The organism is Nonomuraea basaltis, assembly GCF_005893125.1.
Classification (GTDB): Bacteria; Actinomycetota; Actinomycetes; order Streptosporangiales; family Streptosporangiaceae; genus Nonomuraea; species Nonomuraea basaltis.
Genome location: NZ_VCJS01000047.1, coordinates 51,350 through 70,052, shown reverse-complemented (window position 1 = coordinate 70,052; position 18,703 = coordinate 51,350). Strand labels below are relative to the sequence as shown.

Annotated in this window: 18 protein-coding genes; 14 read left to right on the top strand and 4 right to left on the bottom strand. The window is 70.4% G+C overall.

Going from position 1 to position 18,703, the window contains the following annotated elements:
• Nucleotides 1-3 precede the first annotated feature (3 nt).
• The 3 genes from EJK15_RS23135 (at nucleotide 4) to EJK15_RS23125 (ending at nucleotide 3,537) form a co-directional block, all read left to right on the top strand.
• The gene (locus EJK15_RS23135; RefSeq protein WP_138712556.1) at nucleotides 4-1,347 is read left to right on the top strand and encodes a formimidoylglutamate deiminase; all 1,344 of its coding nucleotides are present in this window, start codon (nucleotides 4-6) and stop codon (nucleotides 1,345-1,347) included.
• On the top strand, nucleotides 1,344-2,528 hold the full coding sequence (gene hutI, locus EJK15_RS23130; RefSeq protein ID WP_138712543.1) for an imidazolonepropionase: 1,185 nt from the start codon (nucleotides 1,344-1,346) through the stop codon (nucleotides 2,526-2,528). The genes EJK15_RS23135 and hutI overlap by 4 nt, the downstream gene beginning before the upstream one ends.
• A 67-nt stretch (nucleotides 2,529-2,595) precedes the next feature.
• The gene (locus EJK15_RS23125; RefSeq protein ID WP_138712542.1) at nucleotides 2,596-3,537 is read left to right on the top strand and encodes a sigma-70 family RNA polymerase sigma factor; all 942 of its coding nucleotides are present in this window, start codon (nucleotides 2,596-2,598) and stop codon (nucleotides 3,535-3,537) included.
• Nucleotides 3,538-3,606: 69 nt separating this feature from the next.
• Here EJK15_RS23125 and EJK15_RS23120 read toward each other — a convergent pair whose 3' ends face one another.
• Nucleotides 3,607-4,176, bottom strand: a complete 570-nt coding sequence (locus tag EJK15_RS23120; RefSeq protein WP_138712541.1) for a TetR/AcrR family transcriptional regulator — start codon at nucleotides 4,174-4,176, stop codon at nucleotides 3,607-3,609.
• A gap of 76 nt (nucleotides 4,177-4,252) precedes the next feature.
• Between EJK15_RS23120 and EJK15_RS23115 the strand changes: the two genes are divergently transcribed.
• Together EJK15_RS23115 and EJK15_RS23110 are read left to right on the top strand one after the other, a co-directional pair.
• The gene (locus EJK15_RS23115) at nucleotides 4,253-5,056 is read left to right on the top strand and encodes an alpha/beta fold hydrolase (RefSeq protein ID WP_138712540.1); all 804 of its coding nucleotides are present in this window, start codon (nucleotides 4,253-4,255) and stop codon (nucleotides 5,054-5,056) included.
• Nucleotides 5,057-5,066: 10 nt separating this feature from the next.
• Nucleotides 5,067-5,837, top strand: coding sequence for an MOSC domain-containing protein (locus tag EJK15_RS23110; protein WP_171074483.1), 771 nt, complete (start codon nucleotides 5,067-5,069; stop codon nucleotides 5,835-5,837).
• 43 nt (nucleotides 5,838-5,880) lie between these two features.
• Here EJK15_RS23110 and EJK15_RS23105 read toward each other — a convergent pair whose 3' ends face one another.
• On the bottom strand, nucleotides 5,881-6,807 hold the full coding sequence (locus tag EJK15_RS23105) for an ABC transporter substrate-binding protein (RefSeq protein ID WP_138712539.1): 927 nt from the start codon (nucleotides 6,805-6,807) through the stop codon (nucleotides 5,881-5,883).
• 206 nt (nucleotides 6,808-7,013) lie between these two features.
• Between EJK15_RS23105 and EJK15_RS23100 the strand changes: the two genes are divergently transcribed.
• From EJK15_RS23100 to EJK15_RS23070, 7 genes are all read left to right on the top strand, one after another.
• Entirely contained in the window at nucleotides 7,014-8,324 is a 1,311-nt protein-coding gene (locus EJK15_RS23100; RefSeq protein WP_206061051.1) for an ammonium transporter, read from the top strand.
• Nucleotides 8,321-8,659 (top strand): P-II family nitrogen regulator, encoded by a 339-nt coding sequence (locus EJK15_RS23095; RefSeq protein ID WP_020546578.1) that lies wholly within the window; start codon nucleotides 8,321-8,323, stop codon nucleotides 8,657-8,659. The genes EJK15_RS23100 and EJK15_RS23095 overlap by 4 nt, the downstream gene beginning before the upstream one ends.
• 190 nt (nucleotides 8,660-8,849) lie before the next feature.
• Nucleotides 8,850-11,075 carry a [protein-PII] uridylyltransferase gene (locus EJK15_RS23090; RefSeq protein ID WP_138712538.1) on the top strand — a complete coding sequence of 742 codons (2,226 nt, stop codon included), beginning with the start codon at nucleotides 8,850-8,852 and terminating at the stop codon, nucleotides 11,073-11,075.
• 147 nt (nucleotides 11,076-11,222) lie between these two features.
• Entirely contained in the window at nucleotides 11,223-14,105 is a 2,883-nt protein-coding gene (locus EJK15_RS23085) for a sensor histidine kinase (protein WP_138712537.1), read from the top strand.
• 21 nt (nucleotides 14,106-14,126) lie between these two features.
• Nucleotides 14,127-14,549, top strand: coding sequence for a roadblock/LC7 domain-containing protein (locus tag EJK15_RS23080; RefSeq protein ID WP_138712536.1), 423 nt, complete (start codon nucleotides 14,127-14,129; stop codon nucleotides 14,547-14,549).
• 26 nt (nucleotides 14,550-14,575) lie between these two features.
• Nucleotides 14,576-14,938: a DUF742 domain-containing protein gene (locus EJK15_RS23075; RefSeq protein WP_138712535.1), complete on the top strand. Its 363-nt coding sequence runs from the start codon at nucleotides 14,576-14,578 to the stop codon at nucleotides 14,936-14,938.
• A complete protein-coding gene (locus EJK15_RS23070) occupies nucleotides 14,919-15,497 on the top strand; it encodes a GTP-binding protein (RefSeq protein WP_138712534.1) in 579 nt (192 codons plus the stop codon). The genes EJK15_RS23075 and EJK15_RS23070 overlap by 20 nt, the downstream gene beginning before the upstream one ends.
• Here EJK15_RS23070 and EJK15_RS23065 read toward each other — a convergent pair.
• Together EJK15_RS23065 and EJK15_RS23060 are read right to left on the bottom strand one after the other, a co-directional pair.
• Complete coding sequence (locus EJK15_RS23065; RefSeq protein ID WP_138712533.1) at nucleotides 15,494-16,000, bottom strand: nitroreductase/quinone reductase family protein; 507 nt, start codon at nucleotides 15,998-16,000, stop codon at nucleotides 15,494-15,496. The genes EJK15_RS23070 and EJK15_RS23065 overlap by 4 nt on opposite strands.
• Nucleotides 15,997-16,764, bottom strand: a complete 768-nt coding sequence (locus EJK15_RS23060) for a TetR/AcrR family transcriptional regulator (protein WP_138712532.1) — start codon at nucleotides 16,762-16,764, stop codon at nucleotides 15,997-15,999. Before EJK15_RS23060 ends, EJK15_RS23065 begins: the two co-directional genes overlap by 4 nt.
• A gap of 81 nt (nucleotides 16,765-16,845) precedes the next feature.
• Here EJK15_RS23060 and EJK15_RS23055 point away from each other — a divergent pair, with 81 nt between their 5' ends.
• Nucleotides 16,846-17,784 carry an ATP-binding cassette domain-containing protein gene (locus EJK15_RS23055; RefSeq protein WP_138712531.1) on the top strand — a complete coding sequence of 313 codons (939 nt, stop codon included), beginning with the start codon at nucleotides 16,846-16,848 and terminating at the stop codon, nucleotides 17,782-17,784.
• Complete coding sequence (locus EJK15_RS23050; protein WP_138712530.1) at nucleotides 17,781-18,590, top strand: ABC transporter permease; 810 nt, start codon at nucleotides 17,781-17,783, stop codon at nucleotides 18,588-18,590. The genes EJK15_RS23055 and EJK15_RS23050 overlap by 4 nt, the downstream gene beginning before the upstream one ends.
• The last annotated feature ends 113 nt before the right edge of the window (nucleotides 18,591-18,703 follow it).

The window sequence follows — 18,703 nt, the reverse complement described above, 5'->3', positions numbered from 1 at the left end:
CCAATACACGCGGGGGGCGAAGCCCCCCGCGTGTATTGGTGCGAGCAGGCCTGGTTGCCCGACGGCGTGGCGGACGACGTGCTCATCGTGGTCGAGGGCGACAGGATCGCCAGGATCGGCCAGGGCCCGCCGCCCGGCGCGGCCGATCGGCTGGCCGGGCTCACCATCCCCGGCCTGGCCAACGCCCACTCCCACGCCTTCCATCGCGCCCTCAGAGGCGCCGCCCAGCAGGGCAAGGGCGACTTCTGGACCTGGCGCACCCGGATGTACGAAGTGGCCGCCCGGCTCGATCCCGACAGTTACCTGCGGCTGGCGAGGGCCGTCTACGCCGAGATGGCGCTGGCCGGGGTGACCTGCGTGGGCGAGTTCCACTACCTGCACCACGCCCCGGACGGCAGCCCGTACGACGACCCGAACACCATGGGCCACGTCCTCGTCCAGGCCGCCCGCGACGCCGGGCTGCGCATCGCGCTGCTCGACGCCTGCTACCTGTCCGGCGGGCTCGGCGAGCCGCTGTCCGGCCCGCAGCTGCGCTTCGGCGACGGGACCGCCGAGCGCTGGGCGGCCAGGGCCGGCGACCTCGCCGCCGCCTACGAGGGCCAGGCCGACGTGGAGATCGGCGCGGCCATCCACTCGGTACGCGCGGTGCCGCCCGAGCACATGCGGGTCGTCGCCGAGTTCTCCCATCAGCACGCGGCCCCCCTGCACGTCCACGTCTCCGAGCAGCGGGCCGAGAACGCGGCCTGCGTCGAGATGTACGCCGCCACGCCGGTCGAGGTCCTGCACGAACACGGGGCGCTGGGGCCGCGCTCCACCGCCGTGCACGCCACCCACCTGACCGAGGTGGACGTCGAGCTGCTCGCGCACTCGGGCACGCACATCTGCATGTGCCCCACCACCGAACGCGACCTCGCCGACGGCATCGGCCCGGCCAGGACCCTCGCCGACCGGGGCGCGCCGATCACGCTCGGCTCCGACAGCCACGCCGTGATCGACCTGTTCGAGGAGGCACGGGCGGTCGAGCTGGACGAGCGGCTGGCCAGCGAGAAACGCGGCCACTGGCGCGCCGCGGACCTGCTCGCCGCCGCCACCTGCACCGGCCACGACTCGCTCGGCTTCGCGGACGCGGGCGTGCTGGTGCCCGGCGCGCGGGCCGACCTGGTGTCCGTACGGCTCGACTCCGTGCGGACGGCGGGCGCGAATGGGCTGGAGGCCGTGGTGTTCGCGGCCACGGCGGCGGACGTGCACTCCGTGGTGTCCGGCGGGCGCCGCGTGGTCGCGGACGGGCGGCACCGGCTCGGCGACGTCGGATCCCTGCTGGCCGAGGCGATCGGAGCCCTGCGATGACCACGACCCTGATCGACGGGATCGGGCTGCTCTACACCGGCGACCCCGAGCGCGAGGAGATCCCCGGCGCCGCGCTGGTCCTGGAGGACGGTCTGGTCGCCTGGGCCGGGCCCGCCGCACAGGCCCCCGACGCCGACGAGCGGGTGGACGTGGAGGGCCGGGCCGTCATCCCGGGATACGTCGACAGCCACGCCCATCTGATCTTCGCCGGTGACCGGACCGCCGAGTTCCAGGCCCGCATGTCCGGCCGGCCCTACACCGGGGGCGGCATCAGGACCACGGTCGCCGCCACCCGGCAGGCCGGCGACGCCGAGCTGGCCACCCGCGCGCTCGGCCTGGTGAACGAGATGCTCGCGCAGGGCACGACCACCGTGGAGATCAAGAGCGGGTACGGGCTGTCCGTCGAGGACGAGCGGCGCTCGCTGGAGATCGCCACCGGGCTGACCGACGAGACCACCTTCCTGGGCGCGCACGTGGTGCCCGCGGACATGGACGCCGACTCGTACGTGCGGCTCGTGGCCGGGGAGATGCTGGAGGCGTGTGCGCCGTACGCGAAGTGGGTGGACGTGTTCTGCGAGCGCGGGGCGTTCGACGGGGACCAGACGCGGGAGATCCTCGGCGCCGGGCTGAAGGCGGGACTGGGGGCCCGGGTGCACGCCAACCAGCTCGGCGAGGGGCCGGGCGTGCGGATCGCCTGCGAGCTGGGCGCGGCCTCGGCCGACCACTGCACCCATCTCACACCGGCCGACGTGGAGGCGCTGGCGTCCTCGGACACGGTGGCGACGCTGCTGCCTGGGGCGGAGTTCTCGACGCGGTCGCCGTACCCGGACGCCAGGCGGCTGATCGACGCCGGGGTCACCGTGGCGCTGGCCACCGACTGCAACCCGGGGTCGTCGTACACGTCATCGATGGCGTTCTGCGTGGCGCTGGCCGTGCGCGAGATGGGGATGACGCCGCTGGAGGCGATCAGGGCGGCGACGTACGGCGGGGCACGCGCGCTGCGGCGTACGGACGTAGGGTGGCTGCGGCGCGGAGCCCGCGCGGACCTGGTCGTGCTCGACGCCCCGTCCTACGTCCATCTGGCCTACCGGCCCGGCGTACCCCTCGTTCACCAGGTGTTTCAGACCGGACTCCTCCTTGAGGAGGACATCCAGAACCATCCCTCGGTCGTAGTGCTTTAGGGAATCTTTGCATCTGGCCGGACGTTGGCCGGATATAGAACGCAGCTGCGGAACGAGGTGCCTGGGGATGGCAAGGCCTACGGGGAGTCGCACGCAGGAACAGCACGTCGCGGATCGCGATCTGCTGGGGACATATCTGGCCGAGATCGGCCGGGTCCCACTGCTTACGGCGGCAGAAGAGGTGGAGCTCGCCAAGCGGATCGAGGCGGGTCTCTTCGCAGAGCAGTTGCTCGACAGCGGGGGCTCGGAGCCGCGGATCGGGGACGTGGCGGACGAGGAGCTGGAGCGCCTGGCCATCTCGGGTCAGCGGGCCAAGGACGAGTTCATCCAGGCCAACCTGCGCCTGGTGGTGGCGGTGGCCAGGAAATATTCGGGCCGGGGGATGCCGCTCATCGACTTGGTCCAGGAGGGGAACCTGGGCCTTGTTCGTGCGGTGGAGAAGTTCGACTACCAGCGGGGATACAAGTTCTCCACATATGCGACGTGGTGGATCAGGCAGTCGGTCGGTCGGGCCATCCACGAGCAGGCGCGGCCCGTGCGGCTGCCGACGCACGCCGGGGAGCAGATGACCCGGCTGATGCGGGTACGCCGGGACATGCTGGCCGAGTTCGACGCCGAGCCGACCGACGGCGATCTCGCCGAGATCCTCGAGCTGCCGATCGAGCGGGTCCGGGAGCTGCGGCGGTGGGCCTCCGACCCCGTCTCGCTCCAGCTGGGGGTCGGTGACGAGGACGAGACCGAGCTCGGCGACATGATCGCCGACGAGACGTGGGCCGACCCGGAGCAGCAGGCCATCGACATCCTGGAGCGCGAGCGGCTGGACCAGTGGCTGACCGGGCTCGAGGGCTCCACCAGCGAGATGCTGCGGTGGCGGTACGGGCTGGTGGACGGGCGCGAGCACACGCTGACGGAGGTCGGCGAACGGTACGGAATCGGCCGCGACCGCGCCCGCCGCATCGAGCGGGATGCCCTGGCCCGCCTGCGCAAGATGGCCACGGCAGCCGCCTGACCCTCCCCGCCTTCGCGCGCGCGGCGACGGCGGGGATGCCCTTTCACAGCGTGGGCCGGTCGGGCCGGGTCAGTCGTGGCGGAGGAGGCGGCGGAGGAACTCGTCGACGGCTGCCTCGGCGGCGGTGCGGTCGCCGCCCCTGGCCACCAGCAGGACGCTCTCGTTGATGGCGGCGAGCAGCATGTGCGCGTGCAGATCCAGGAACTCGGCCGGCACCGCCCCCGTGGCCCTCAAGGCCGATTTCAGCATGCCGAACGAATAGCGCTCCTCCATGGCCCGCCACCGCTCCCACCCCAGCACCGCGGGCGCGTCGATGAGGACGATCCGTTTGATGACCGGGTCTCCGGCGAGCTTGATCCAGGCCAGCACCCCGGCCTTCAGTGACGCCTCGGGGTCGCGGATGCCGCGCACCGCCTCCACGATCTTGGCCCCCACGGCCGACTCCGTCGCCTCCAGGACGGCCTCGAACAGGGCCTCCTTGCCCGCGTAGTGGTGGTAGAGCGCCCCCCTGCTCAGCCCCGTCTCCTGCAGGACCGTCTCGATCGAGGTGTCCTCGTAGCCCCGTTCGGCGAACAGCCGCGTGGCGATCGCCAGGACCCTGTCGCGGGTCGCCGCGCCGCGTTCTGCCTTGAGGTTCATGGATCCACCATAGACAAACCGACCGTCAGTCGGTAATTTCGTAGACCGACAGTCGGTTTGTAATCCGGGAGGTTCCATGAACGGCATCGACTACGTGGACGTGGGGCAGGGGCCGGTGGCGCTGTTCGTGCACGGCGTCGGCACCAGCTCGCACCTGTGGCGCAACGTCATCGCCGAGCTCCGTGACGAGCGCCGCTGCGTCGCCATCGACCTGCCGTTGCACGGCGGCAGCGCGTCGCGCGACGACCTGTCGATCCCCGCGCTGGCCGAGGCCGTGGAGGAGCTGTGCGACGGGCTCGGCCTCACCGAGGTGGATCTCGTCGCCAACGACACCGGCGGCGCGGTGGCGCAGGTCTTCGCCGTACGGCACCGCGAGCGGCTCCGTACGCTCACCCTCACCAACTGCGACGTGCACACCAACACCCCGCCCGAGGCGTTCAAGCCCACTGCCGACCTGGCGGCCAGGGGCGAGCTGGCCCCGCTCACCGCCGCCGTGCTCGACCAGCCGGAGTTGCTGGCCGGCACCGCCTACGGCGACGGCTACGACAAGATCGACGACCCGGCCGGGCTGGTGGACGCGTACCTGCGGCCGATCTTCGCCAAGCCGGACGGCGGGAGGGCCTTCGAACGCCTGCTGACCTCCATCGACGCCAAGGACATGATCGCCATCGAGCCGCAGCTCACCGTGCTGACCGTGCCGACACTGGTGGTGTGGGGCACGGGAGACGTGTTCTTCGACGTGAGCTGGGCCCGCTGGCTGCGTGACACGATCCCCGGCGTCAGGGAGATCGTCGAGATCGAGGGCGGGAGGCTGTTCTTCCCCGACGAGCGGGCGAGCGAGCTGGTGCCGCACCTGCGGCGCTTCTGGGCGCAGCCGTAGGCTGCGTTCCATGCATGTCGAAGAGCTGCGTCGCTATCCGGTCAAGTCGATGCTGGGTGAGGAGGTCGCGGAGAGCGAGGTGACCGAGCGCGGGCTGGCCGGGGACCGCGTGCGGGCGGTGCTCGACGTCGCGACCGGGAAGATCGCCAGCGCGAAGAACCCGCGGCTCTGGCGCGACCTGCTGACGATCGAGGGTGGGCGCGTCCCGGGGGACGAGGAGCTGTCCAGGCTGCTCGGGCGCGAGGTGCGGCTGATCGACGTGCCGCCGGAGGGCGCCGAATTCGAGCGCTCCGTTCCCGAGCGGGTGCTGGCCGAGGGGATCGAGGCGGAGGTGCCGCACACCGTCGGCACACTCGGGGCCGCGTCGCCCGGCGGTACGTTCTTCGACTTCGCGCCCGTCCACCTGATCTCCACCTCCGCGATCGAGCGGATCGGTGCCCTCAGCCCGCGCGGGCACGTCGAGGCCCTCCGCTACCGGCCCAACCTGGTCGTCGGGACGGACGCGGAGGGCTTCCCCGAGAACGCCTGGGTGGGCCGGGAGCTGCACGTCGGCGACGACGTGGTGCTGGAGGTCATCGTGCCGAGCCCGCGCTGCGCCGTGCCGACGCTGGCGCACGGGCCGCTGGGCCGTGACGTCGAGGCGCTGCGCACGGTGGCCAGGCACAACCGGGTGCCGGTGTTCGACATGGGGCCGCAGGCGTGCGCGGGGGTGTACGCCCGCGTGGTGCGGCCCGGCCGGGTCAGGAAGGGCGATCGGGTACGCCTCGGCGCCCCCGGCTGATCCGCGCGTGGCCTCGGCCGGGGAGTGATCCGCGTCCGGTGGTTCAGGCGAGCGGCGTCAGGTACTTGTCCAGGTCGTCGAGGATCTTGCCGGCGGCCGTGACGCCGATGCCGAGCATCCAGATCTCGTCGTCCACGTTGTGGGCGTTGCCCGACTTGACCGCCTCGAGGTTCTTCCACAGCGGCCCGCCGGTCACCTCGGCCTGCGACTTCGCGGCGGCTTCCCCGTACGCGCTGTAGAACACGGCGTCGGCGTCGGCCTTGGCGATGTTCTCCTGGCTCAGCTTGCCGAAGCGCTTGTCCTCCTGGTCGGCGAGCTGCTGGACCTCGGGCCTGGGGATGCCCGCGTCGCCCACCACGATGCCGCTGAACGACTCGGGGCCGTACATGCGGATCTCGGTCGGCATGAACCGCATGATGCTCACCTCCAGCTTCGAGAACTTGGCGCCGACCTCCTTGGCCCGCGTCTCGTAGGCGGACAGCAGCTGCGTGGCCTGGTCCTTCTTGCCCAGCGCCTCGGCGTCGAGCAGGAAGTTCTCCTTCCAGGTGACGCCGACCTTCTCGGTGAACACGGTCGGCGCGATCTTGCTGAGCTTGTCGTAGAAGGCGGCCTGCCGGAACTTGGAGCCGAGGATGAGGTCCGGCTTGAGGGCGATGATGGCCTCGATGTTCGGGGCCTGCAGGGTGCCGACCGCCTTGGTGGCCGACAGGGCGGAGCCGAGGTATTTCGGCCAGGCCTGGTTCTCCTGGGCCTGCGCCGCGCCGGCGGGCGCGAGGCCGAGCGAGACCATCGTGTCGAGCTTGTCGGTGTCGAGCACCACGACCCGCTGCGGGGTCATCGGCACCTTCGTCTCTCCCATGGCGTGCTTGACGGTCCTGGTGGGGCCCGCCTCCTGGGAGGAAGTGGAGGTGCCGCAGGCGGCGAGGGCGAGTACGGGGAGCATGGCGGCGACGGCCAGGTGGAGACGCATGGGGATTCCTTGATCGCTTAGTTAGGCAACCCTAAGTATCGCATGGCCTGAAATTGCAGTGCCGAAACGGAATCTGTGAGGTGTCCGAAACGTTGCTGAAACACCCGCGCGGCGAGATTCACGAATGTGAAACACACCTGGTCGAGCCATGAAACTCCGGGAGAACACGCTTTGGGCCACACGTCACATGTAAGGAGGGTCGCGTCGTGAAGATCGATGGCGGCACGACTGCCTGGATGCTCGTGGCCACCGCAATGGTGCTACTGATGACTCCGGGCCTCGCACTTTTCTATGGGGGCATGACCAGGGCCAAGAGTGTCCTGAACATGATGATGATGTCGTTCGGCGCCATCATCGTGGTGACCATCGCCTGGGTGCTCTTCGGGCACTCCCTGGCATTCACCGACAACCCCAGCTCGGCCATCAACAACGTCCTCGGCGGCTTCGACGCGCTCGGCCTGCAGAGTCTGGTGGACACCGCCACCAAGGACGACGGCACCGGCATGCCGAACCTGGTCTTCTCCGCGTTCCAGCTCACGTTCGCCATCATCACCGTCGCTCTGATCAGCGGCGCGATCGCGGACCGGGCGAAGTTCGGCGCGTGGATGGTCTTCGGCCTCGTCTGGGCGACGCTCGTCTACTTCCCGGTGGCGCACTGGGTCTGGGGCACCGGCTGGCTCAACACCATGGGCATCGAGGACTTCGCCGGCGGCACGGTGGTCCACATCAACGCCGGTGCCGCGGCGCTGGCCCTCGCCATCGTGCTCGGCAAGCGCCAGGGATGGCGCAAGGAGCCGATGCGGCCGCACAACCTCACGCTCGTACTGCTCGGCGCCGGCCTCCTGTGGTTCGGCTGGTTCGGCTTCAACGCCGGCTCCGAGCTGGCCGTGGACGGCACCACGGGCCTGGCGTTCATGAACACCCAGATCGCCACCGCGGTCGCCGCGGGTGCCTGGCTCGTCGTGGAGAAGCTGCGCGACGGTCACGCCACCAGCCTCGGTGTCGCCTCCGGTGCGGTCGCGGGTCTGGTCGCCATCACCCCGGCCTGTGGTTTCGTGGACCCCTGGGCCGCGATGGTCATCGGCCTGCTGGCCGGCGTGGGCTGTGCCTACGCCGTGAGCCTGAAGTACAAACTGGGCTACGACGACTCGCTCGACGTGGTCGGCGTGCACCTGGTGGGTGGCGTCATCGGCGCCGTCTCGCTCGGCTTCCTGGCCGCGTACCCCTTCCTGGACCAGCAGAGCGAGGGCCTGTTCTACGGCGGCGGCTTCGGCCAGCTCGGTCTGCAGGTGCTCGGCCCGGTCGCCGTGGGCGGCTACTCCTTCATCATCACGTGGATCGTGGCTAAGATCATCGACAAGACGATGGGCTTCCGCGTCCCGGTCGAGGACGAGGTCACCGGCATCGACATCACCTCCCACGCCGAGACCGGTTACGACCTCGGCTCCGTCCACGCCTCCGGCGTGACGTCCCCCAACGGTCCCGCCACCCCCGCCCAGAAGAAGGTGGACGCATGAGGCTCATCACGGCGATCATCAAGCCCTTCAAGCTGGATGACGTGAAGGCCGCCCTGGAGCAGTTCGGCATCAAGGGAATGACGGTCAGCGAGGCGAGCGGCTACGGTCGCCAGCGCGGCCACACCGAGGTCTACCGCGGCGCCGAGTACCAGGTCGACCTGGTGCCGAAGGTCCGGCTCGAGGTCCTCGCCGAAGAGGATGACACCGAGGACGTGATCGACGTCATCGTCAAGGCCGCGCACACCGGCAAGATCGGTGACGGCAAGGTCTGGTCCGTGCCCGTGGACACCGTCATCCGCGTACGTACGGGAGAGAGGGGCCCGGAGGCCCTGTGACCTGTGATGGATCCGCAGCGAAGCGAGGACGTCCATCACAGGACCGTCCTCGCGGAGCGAGGCCAGAAGCAGCGCTGCAGCCCCGCCCGGACGAAGGGGTCCGGGCGGAGCACGGCAGGGTTTCCACGATGGATCCGCGGCGATGCCCGGACAACGGCGTCCGGGCGGAGCCCGGCAAGGGGGCGCAGCAGTGAGGGGAGAGGCCCGTTCGTACGCCGCGGCTCGCAAGGAGCGTGCCGCGGACACCGACCGCTGGCTGAAGGATCTCTTCCGTACGGCGAGCGACGGCGAGCACGTCTCGCTGGTCGCCGTCGGGAGCCTGGGAAGGGGCGAGCTGGCCCCCGGCAGTGACCTCGACCTGGTCCTGCTGCACAACGGCCGGGCCGATGTGGCCAGGGTCGCCGACCGGATCTGGTATCCGATCTGGGACTCGGCGGTCAACCTCGACCACTCCGTACGCACGGTGGAAGAGGCGGTGGCCGTCGCCAGGCAGGATCTGAAGGCCGTGCTCGGACTGATCCAGGCCAGGCACGTGGCCGGCGATCCCGAGTTGACCAAGAAGGTCAGGGAGTCGGTGCTCGCCGAGTGGCGGGCGGACTCCAGGCGCAGGCTCGGCGAGCTGCGGGACTCGGCAGACAAACGGGCCCAGGTCAGCGGCGAGCTGGCGTTCCTCCTCGAACCGGATCTCAAGGACGGTCGCGGCGGGCTCCGCGACGTCCAGGCCATGCAGGCCGTGGCTGCGGCCTGGGTCGCCTCCGCGCCGGGTCCCCGGGCGCGGGAGGCGTACGAGTTCATTCTCGACGTGCGGCACGCGCTGCACATCGTCACCGCCCGCGGCACCGACCGGCTGGTCCTGCAGGAGCAGGACGCCGTGGCCGGGCTGCTCGGCCTGCTCGACGCCGAGGCGCTCATGCGCCGGCTCGCCGAGGCGGGCCGCACCGTCTCCCATGCTTTCGACGCCACCTGGCGCACCGTTGACAGGCTTCTGTCAGGCCCTGCTCCCAGAGGCCGCCGCCCGCTGGCGGACGGCGTGGTCGAGCACGGCGGCGAAGTGGTGCTGGCCAGGGGGATCAACCCCCGCAAGGACCCCGTCCTGGTGCTGCGCGCGGCCGCCGCCGCGGCCGACTCCGGGCTGCCGCTCGCGCCCGCCACGGTGACCGTTCTCGCAGCTCAGTCGCCTCCCATGCCGGTGCCGTGGCCCGAGGAAGCCCGCGACGCGCTGGTGTCGATCCTCGGCGCGGGCCGCGCCGCCGTGCCCGTGTGGGAAGAGCTCGACCAGGCGGGCATTCTTGTCAAACTGCTTCCTGACTGGGAGCGCGTACGCCACCGCCCTCAGCGCAATCCGATCCACCGCTTCACGGTCGACCGGCACCTGATCGAGGCCGCCGCGAACGCCGCCAGCCACACCCGCGATGTCTCCCGTCCCGACCTCCTGCTGATCGCGGCGCTCCTGCACGACGTCGGCAAGGGCTGGCCCGGCGACCACTCGGCGACCGGCGAGGTCGTGGTCCGCGACATCGCCACCCGCATCGGCCTGCCCGCGCAGGACGTGGACACCCTCGCCACCGTCGTACGCCATCACCTGCTGCTCCCCGAAACGGCCACCCGCCGGGACCTCGACGACCCCGTCACCATCGAGAAGGTCGCCGGCACCGTCGGCTCGCGGGAGGTCCTCGACCTGCTGGCCGCGCTGGCGATCGCCGACGGTCACGCGACCGGGCCGGCCGCCTGGAACAGCTGGAAGGCCGGGCTCGTCGCCGACCTCGTGCGCCGGGTCAGGTCCGTGCTGGCCGGCTCGCCGCCGCCCAAGCCGCCCACCCTGTCGGCGGAGCAGGCGGCACTCGCCAGGCACGGCGGCGGCGCCGTTCGCGTCAACGGGGGAGCGGTCACGGTCGTCGCCCCGGACCGGGTGGGGCTGCTCTGGAGCGCCGCCGGCGTGCTGTCCGCGCACCGGCTCGTGGTCCGCTCCGCCTCGTCCGCCTCCGCGGGGTCCACGGCGGTGATCGAGTTCTCCGTCATCCCCGAGTACGGCTCGCCGCCCGACCCCGCCACGCTGGAGTCCGATCTCCGTCTCGTCCTTGCTGGCCGTCTTGACATCGAGCAGCGGCTGGCCCGCCGCGCCCGGGCCATGAGACCGCCCCGGGTGCCCGTGGCCCCACCTCGGGTGACGCTGGTCGACGACGCCTCCGCGACCGCCACTGTGGTGGAAGTCAGAGCCCATGACAGGCCAGGACTACTGTGGCGTATTGGACGGGCGTTCGGGGAGTGCGGTCTTGACGTGAGGGCTGCTCGCGTAGAGACTCTCGGCGCGGAGGCGGTAGACGTCTTCTATGTGGTAGATCGCGCTGGTCGCCCCCTCAGCGACGACGCGCAGAGGGCACAAGTCCGCGATCAGGTACTTGCAGCACTGCGATAACCAACGGCACACGACCACCTGTCACGTTTGTAACAATTGTGTCCGAAAATGCCGGTTAGGTCAGATGCTGCGGATACCTTGTGGACGGCTTATGGACGGTTTGGCGTGGCCCGTTGCCAACGGGACGATTGAGGGGTAACGGAAGCAGTGACTACGGGGAACTCCGGCAGCGGCCTGGCCGCGAAGCGGGACCGCGGGAAGCGGTCGCTGCCACGCTTGGGCTTGCGCAACTGGCGCGTGCGGTGGCGTCTCACCGCCCTCATCCTGATTCCCACCATCGCCGCCGTCTTCCTGGGAGGAGCGCGCGTGGTGGGCTCGGTCCAGAGCATCGCCGACTACGACCGCACCGCCGCCGCCGCCGAGCAGTCAGGGCGCATCCGGGACCTGGTCCAGGCGATCGGTCTGGAGCGTGACACCGGCGGCTGGATCGGCGCCAGCCGTGCGATGCGCAAGACCCTCGCCACGCCGCTCGCCCAGCGCAAGGCGGCCGTCGACAAGCTGGTCACCACCGTCCGCGCCGACCTCGACACCATCGACGAGTCCTACGGCCCGCGCGTGGTCAAAGCCGCCGGGCAGGCCAGGTCGGACCTCGGCCGGATGGTGAAGATCAGGAGCGAGGGCCAGACCAACACCATCCAGTACGACTTCCTCACCGACAGCCTCCTCAACCTGCACGACGAGCTGAGCCTGATGTCCGACGACTCGCAGATCGTCGGCCAGTTCCGCGCCCTGAGCGCGATAGCCTCGGCCAAGGAGGAGATCTCCCGGCAGCGCGTCCAGCTGCTCCAGGCCTCCTACGCCAGCCAGAACGTGGACGCCAAGACCGTCGAGCAGTTCATCGCCTCCAACGCCCGCCAGCTGGCCGACCTCTCCACCGTCGGCAAGGAGGCGGGCGTCGAGATCGGCCTGGATCTGTCCAAGGCGCTCACTTCCCAGAACGAGTACGTCAGCGTCCAGCTCACCAAGTCCCGCGCGGTCACGCTGGCCAGCGGCAGGGCACCCGGTGTCCGGATCACCGACAACCTGATCTCCGCCAGGGCCAGCCGTCAGCAGTGGTTCGAGGACAACAGCGTCGTCATCGACGTCCTGCACGACATCGAGAAGGACCTGGCCGTCAAGGTGAACCTGCGCAGCCAGGAGCTGCGCGAGGCCGAGATCCGCAACGCGATCATCGCGGGCGGGCTGATCGTCGCCCTGCTGGTGCTCGTCCTGCTCTTCACCGTGGCCATCGCCCGCTCCATGGTCGGCCCGCTGCGTCGGCTGCGTACCGAGGCCCTGGAGATCGCCGGGTTCCGCCTGCCCGACGTGGTGCGCCAGCTGCGGATCAACGGCGACGCGGCGGTGACCGAGATACGCCCGATCGAGATCGAGGGCAACGACGAGATCGGCGAGGTGGCCCGGGCCTTCGACCAGGTGCACCGGCAGGCCGTGCGCCTGGCGGGCGAGGAGGCCGAGCTGCGCGGCAACATCAGCTCGATGTTCGTCAACCTCTCGCGCCGCACCCAGACGCTGGTCGAGCGGCAGATCTCACTGATCGACGGCCTGGAGAAGGGCGAGCAGGACGGCGGCCGGCTGTCCGACCTGTTCAAGCTCGACCACCTGGCCACCCGCATGCGCCGCAACTCCGAGAACCTCCTGGTCCTGGCCGGCCACGAGGCCACCCGCCGGCGCACCCAGCCGGCCAAGCTGGTCGACGTCGTACGCGCCGCGCTGTCGGAGGTCGAGGGCTACGAGCGCGTCCAGGTCCGCGTCCACCGGTCCACCTCGGTGCTCGGCAGCTGCGCGAACGACCTGGTCCACCTCGTCGCCGAGCTGGTCGAGAACGCCATCCAGTTCTCCCCGAACACCTCCAACGTCGTGGTCACCAGCAGCCTCATCGAGGGCGGCGGCGCGCTGCTGTCGGTGAGCGACACCGGCATCAGCATGACCGAGGACGAGCTGGCCGAGGCCAACCGCCGCCTGGCCGAGCCCCCCGTCGTCGACGTGTCGGTGTCGCGGCGCATGGGCCTGTTCGTGGTCGGCCGCCTGGCGCTGCGCCACGGCATCAGGGTGCAGCTCAGGAAGGGCGAGGTCAACGGCCTGATCGCCATGGTGCTGCTGCCGCCCGCGCTGATCTCCGACGGTACGCAGCAGCCGCCGCCGCCGCGCCCGGCGTTCGGTGGCGGCACCGTGCCCACTCCGGTGTTCGGCCCCGGCCCTGGGAGCGTGCCCGGCCAGCCGGGACCGCCCGTGCAGAACGGGAGGTTCAGGTCGTTCGGCAGCTTCGAGTCGATCGACGGAGCCCCGCCGCGCGGCCCAGCCCGCCAGGGGCCGGGCTCGTACGACAACACTTCGGGCACGCCCGGACCGGCGTTCGACGGGTTCAACTCGGACCAGGGCCGGCCCGCGGTGTCCGGCTTCACCGCCGACACCGACGGCGGCTCCTACCGCAGGCAGCAGCCCTCGTTCGACCCCGGGACCTACCCGTCGTACCCGAGCACGGGGTCGTACCCGTCCGGCAATGGCGCGTTCCAGACGCCGCCCGCTTCGAACTCCACTCCGTACTCCACGAACGACGTGCGCCGGCCGGACCCGACGCCGTCGGTCGAGGTGTCGCCGATGGAGCCGGAGCAGGAGGAATACCTGCCGATCTTCGCGTCGGTGGAGTCCGCCTGGTTCCGCAGGCCGCCCGGCGAGCGGGCGCCGGCACAACCGAAGACGCAGGGCGACGGTGAGGTCACGTCTGCACAAGCCGTACCCTCTGGGGAGGAATCGTGGCGAACGGCCGCCGACGCCGGATGGCAGGCGGCGGCCGCAGCCAGCGAGCCGAGCCTCGGCGGCGTCACTGCCGCCGGGCTTCCGAAGCGCACCCCCAAGGCCAACCTGGTGCCCGGCACTGCTAGCCAGCCGGCGCAATCACAACAGCCGCAGCGGCCGGCTCCGGCGCCTCCGGTCTCAGCCGACCGGCTACGCACCCGGATGGCCAGCTACCAGCAGGGTGTGCGACGGGCCCGTCAGGAAGTTCGTGGACAGGAGGAACAGAGTGAGTAAGCGTCCCGTCGGGGAGGATGCGTGACAACCCTTAGCCATGAAGCGCACAAGTTCGACTGGCTGATCACCGACTTCGTCCGCAACACGCCCGGAGTCGCCCATGCCGTCGTGGTCTCCGCGGACGGCCTGTGCCTGGCGAGCTCGGAGGGTTTCCCGCCGGACCGGGCCGACCAGCTCGCGGCGGTCTCCGCCGGTCTGCTGAGCCTGACCGTAGGCGCGTCCAGGGTGTTCGAGGGCGGTGCCGTGACGCAGACCGTCGTCGAGATGCAGCGCGGCCTGCTCCTGGTCATGGCGATCAGCGACGGGTCCGTGCTGACGGTACTCGCGGGGTCTGATTGTGACATGGGGTTGGTGGCGTATCAGATGACGCTGCTGGTAGACAGAGCGGGACAGGCGCTCACGCCGGCCCTGCGCGCCGAACTCCAGGCGGCCAGGGCCCGGTGATGTGATGGAGCTGATGGGAGAGGGCCGTGTACGGCACTGACGGAATTGGGGAAGAAGAGCCCCTGTTCCGTCCTTACGCGGTGACCGGCGGCCGTTCCGAGCCGAGCTATCACCTCGCGATGGAGACCCTGGTCTCGTCCATGTCGATCCCGGACGAAGAGATGATCATGCTCACCCCCGAGCAAGAGGTCATCATGCAACTTTGCAGAACGTTCCGGTCGGTCGCCGAGATCTCGGCCCTGCTCCGCGTCCCGCTGGGCGTGGCAAGGGTGCTCGTGGCGGACATGTCCGACGAAGGGCTTGTCCGCCTGCACCAGCCACGCCTCAGCCAGGGACAGCCAGACCTCAACATGCTCGAAAGGGTGCTCAGTGGACTACGCAGGCTCTAGCCCCGGGCTCACGTCGACGAAGATCGTCGTCGCCGGGGGCTTCGGCGTGGGGAAGACGACGTTTGTGGGGGCGGTGTCGGAGATCCTCCCGCTCACCACGGAAGCCGTGATGACCGACGCGTCCGCGGGCATCGACGATCTCGGGATGACCCCGAACAAGCAGACCACGACCGTGGCCATGGACTTCGGCCGGCTCTCGCTCGACCGTGACCTGATCCTCTACCTGTTCGGCACGCCCGGGCAGCACCGGTTCTGGTTCATGTGGGACGACCTGGTGCGGGGCGCGATCGGCGCGGTCGTGCTGCTCGACACCCGGCGCCTGGCCGACAGCTTCCCCGCCATCGACTACTTCGAAGAGGCCAAGCTGCCCTTCGTGATCGGCGTCAACGGCTGGGAGGGCCAGTTCCCGCACTCCGACCAGGAGGTCAGGGAAGCGCTCGCACTGTCGCCGCACGTGCCGATCGTCCGTACGGACGCCCGCTACCGTGAGTCGGTCAAGGCGACGCTGATCGCGCTCGTCGAGCACGTCGTACGCCTGCGCGCGACGCCCGTCCACTAGGCCCACGGCACGCTCGTCAGCGTGTTGAGCACCGGGACGAGCCGCTCCTCCTCGTAGGCGAAGTGGGCCTCCAGCTCGTCGGCGGGCACCTCGCCGGTGCGCAGCCTGGACAGCTCGTCCCTGAAGTAGTCGTGGATCTTGATGAGCTCGTCCCCGAACGCGCGCAGCCGCTCGCTCTCCGGATAGAGGGCGATGACCGGGATAACCCTGTGCGTCCGCTCCTGGTAAGCGGGGAAGGCCGGGTTGAGGGCGGCCTGGCGGGCGTACATGCGATCGCGCTCCTCGCCCTCCAGCGGCGCCGCCCTGGCCGTGAACCGCTTCTCGCCCAGCTCGACGGTGACCTCGGGGTTTGCCAGGACGTTGTGGCACCTGTCGCTGCTGGCATACCTGCTGTTCGACGGCGCGATGACGGTGAACGAGCCGGCGGCGCGGCTGGAGGTGGCGTCGGCGACGGTCAGCCTGATGGTGGGGGAGCTCAGCCGGAATGGAGTGGGCCTCGTCAAGCTGAGGCCCGGCTGTTCACCAGGGCCTCGATGCCATCGAGCACGCGCTGCAGGCCGAACTCGAAGGCGTGCTCCGGGCTGTAGGCCGCGTTGAGCGCCTCGCCCGCCGCCTGCCCCACCCTGGCCGCCGTCGGGAAGCGGTCGGTGTCGGCGATGCGGCTGAGCAAGGGCCCGTGCGCGGCCCACCACTGCTCGTCGTTCATCCCCGTCCGGCTCTCGGCCTGCGCGGCCTCCACCGCGCCCCGCGCCGTGCCGTGCACGAAGCCGGTGATCAACGTGATCACCGAGTCCATCTCCAGGTCCGTCAGGCCGATGCCGTCCACGGCACGCAGCTCGTAGTCGTACTTGGCGGTGACGTTCGGCCCGAGCACCGGCCGGCTGGCCGCCACCTGCAGCAGCCACGGATGGCGCAGGTAGAGGGCCCAGTTCTCCCTGGCGATCTGCTCCAGCCGGGCCCGCCAGCCGCCCGGCACGTCCTCCGGCCTGGCGGTCTCGCCGTAGACCGTGTCGAGCATGACATCGAACAGTTCCGGTTTGCCCGGCACGTATGTGTAGAGCGACATCGTCCCCACACCCAGCCGCTCGGCCACCCGGCGCATGGACAGCGCCTCCAGCCCGTCGGCGTCGGCCACCTCGATGGCCGCGCGGACGATGCGGTCGACGCTCAGCTCCGGCTTGCCCTTGCGGCTGGTCCGCTCGCTGGTACGCCAGAGCAGCGCCAGGCTGCGGGCGGGATCGCCCTTCCCCGAATACTCAACGGTCACATTCGTACGGTACATCGTACGGTTGCCGTCGTGAACCGTAAGGTGTACGGTACGGCGTACGCAATCGATAGGGAGGGCGGTATGCCAGCGGTACTCGCGCATGGCCTGCGCAAGACGTACGGCGAGAAGGCGGCGCTCGACGGCATCGACCTGGACGTCGGCCGGGGAACGGTCTGCGGTCTCCTCGGCCCCAACGGCGCCGGGAAGACCACGGCCGTCCGCATCCTCACCACGCTCCTGCGGTCCTCGGGCGGCCGCGCGGAGGTGGCCGGGTTCGACGTGGCGACCCAGCCCCGCCAGGTGCGCCGCAGCATCGGCCTGGTCGGCCAGCAGACGGCGGTGGACGAGCTGCTGACCGGGCGGCAGAACCTGGAGCTGTTCGGCCGCCTCTACCACCTGGGCGCGGCGGCGGCCCGGGCCAGGGCGGACGAGCTGCTCGAACGGTTCGGGCTGGAGCACACCGGCCCGGCCAAGGAGTATTCGGGCGGCATGCGGCGCAGGCTCGACCTGGCGGCGAGCATGATCCTGGCGCCGTCCGTACTCTTCCTCGACGAGCCGACCACGGGGCTCGACCCGCGCAGCCGTACGGAGATCTGGCGTGCGGTGCGCGACCTGGTGTCCGGCGGGACAACGGTGCTGCTGACCACGCAGTACCTGGAGGAGGCCGACCAGCTCGCGGACCGGATCTCGGTGATCGACGCGGGCCGGGTGGTGGCCGAGGGCACGCCCGACCAGCTCAAGTCCAAGCTCGGCGGCGACCGGCTCGACATGGTGATCCATGACCCGGGGCGGCTGGCCGAAGCCGCCGCGATCGTCGGCGGGGTGGCGGCGGGGCCGGCCGAGGTCGATCACGACACCAGGCATGTGTCCGCTCCGGTGAGCGAGCGGGTGCAGGCCCTCACGAAGGTCCTCGCGGCCCTGTCAGCGGCCGGGATCGAGGTCGAGGACGTCGCGCTGCGCAGGCCGACGCTGGACGAAGTGTTCCTGAACCTCACCCACACCGAAGGGGCCGCGAAATGACCGACATCTCCCTCAAGGAAACGCGGCTGCGGTGGGCGCTGGCCGACGGCTGGACGGTGGCCCGCCGCGACCTGATCCACTGGGCCAACCAGCCGATGACGGTGGTGTTCGGAGTGGTCTTCCCCGTGATGATCACCCTGGCCTTCGGCTACCTGTTCGGCGGCGCGGTCAAGGTGCCGGAGGGGGCGGACTACTTCGCGTTCCTCATGCCTGGCATGTACGGCATGACGATGCTCTTCGGCCTGAGCGCCACCATGATCGCCGTCACCACCGACGCCTCCAAGGGTGTCACCGACCGCTTCCGCTCGATGCCCATGGCGCCCTCAGCGGTGCTGATCGGCCGCGCCATCGCCGACCTGCTCAACTCGGTGCTGGTCCTGGCCGGGCTGCTGGCGTGCGGGCTGGCGGTCGGCTGGCGCCCGGCCACGCTGTCCGGCGCGCTGGGTGCGGTGGGCCTGCTGCTGCTCCTCCGCTTCTCGCTGCTGTGGGCCGGCATGTACCTGGGGCTGCTCACCAAGGACCCGGGCGGGGTGGTGGCGATCCAGACGCTGGAGTTCCCGATCGGGTTCCTGTCGAACGCCTTCGTCGCCCCGCACACCATGCCGGGCTGGCTGGGCGCGATCTCGGAGTGGAACCCGCTGTCGTCCACGGTGGCGGCGGCCAGGGAGCTGTTCGGCAACCCCGGCTGGGGCGGGGACTCGTGGGTGGCGCAGCACGCGGTCCTGATGGCCGTGCTCTGGCCCCTGGCGATCACTGTTGTGTTCTTCGTCCTGTCGGTCCGCCTCTACCAGCGTCTCGACCGCTAAGGCTCGGCCAGCCGCTGCCGCACCACCTTCTCGAAGGCGTCGGCCGACTGCCTTTGTGCTCCGCAAGCGGGGGCAGCGGGGTGTTGCCGAAGATGAGACCCGCCGCCCACGAT

What these genes read in the sequence shown, in the direction of transcription:
- EJK15_RS23095 (WP_020546578.1), top strand. Translation starts at nt 8,321, where the DNA reads ATGAGGCTCATCACGGCGATCATCAAGCCCTTCAAGCTGGATGACGTG.
- hutI (WP_138712543.1), top strand. Translation starts at nt 1,344, where the DNA reads ATGACCACGACCCTGATCGACGGGATCGGGCTGCTCTACACCGGCGAC.
- EJK15_RS23055 (WP_138712531.1), top strand. Translation starts at nt 16,846, where the DNA reads ATGCCAGCGGTACTCGCGCATGGCCTGCGCAAGACGTACGGCGAGAAG.
- EJK15_RS23105 (WP_138712539.1), bottom strand. Translation starts at nt 6,807, where the DNA reads ATGCGTCTCCACCTGGCCGTCGCCGCCATGCTCCCCGTACTCGCCCTC.
- EJK15_RS23120 (WP_138712541.1), bottom strand. Translation starts at nt 4,176, where the DNA reads ATGAACCTCAAGGCAGAACGCGGCGCGGCGACCCGCGACAGGGTCCTG.
- EJK15_RS23110 (WP_171074483.1), top strand. Translation starts at nt 5,067, where the DNA reads ATGCATGTCGAAGAGCTGCGTCGCTATCCGGTCAAGTCGATGCTGGGT.
- EJK15_RS23115 (WP_138712540.1), top strand. Translation starts at nt 4,253, where the DNA reads ATGAACGGCATCGACTACGTGGACGTGGGGCAGGGGCCGGTGGCGCTG.
- EJK15_RS23125 (WP_138712542.1), top strand. Translation starts at nt 2,596, where the DNA reads ATGGCAAGGCCTACGGGGAGTCGCACGCAGGAACAGCACGTCGCGGAT.
- EJK15_RS23050 (WP_138712530.1), top strand. Translation starts at nt 17,781, where the DNA reads ATGACCGACATCTCCCTCAAGGAAACGCGGCTGCGGTGGGCGCTGGCC.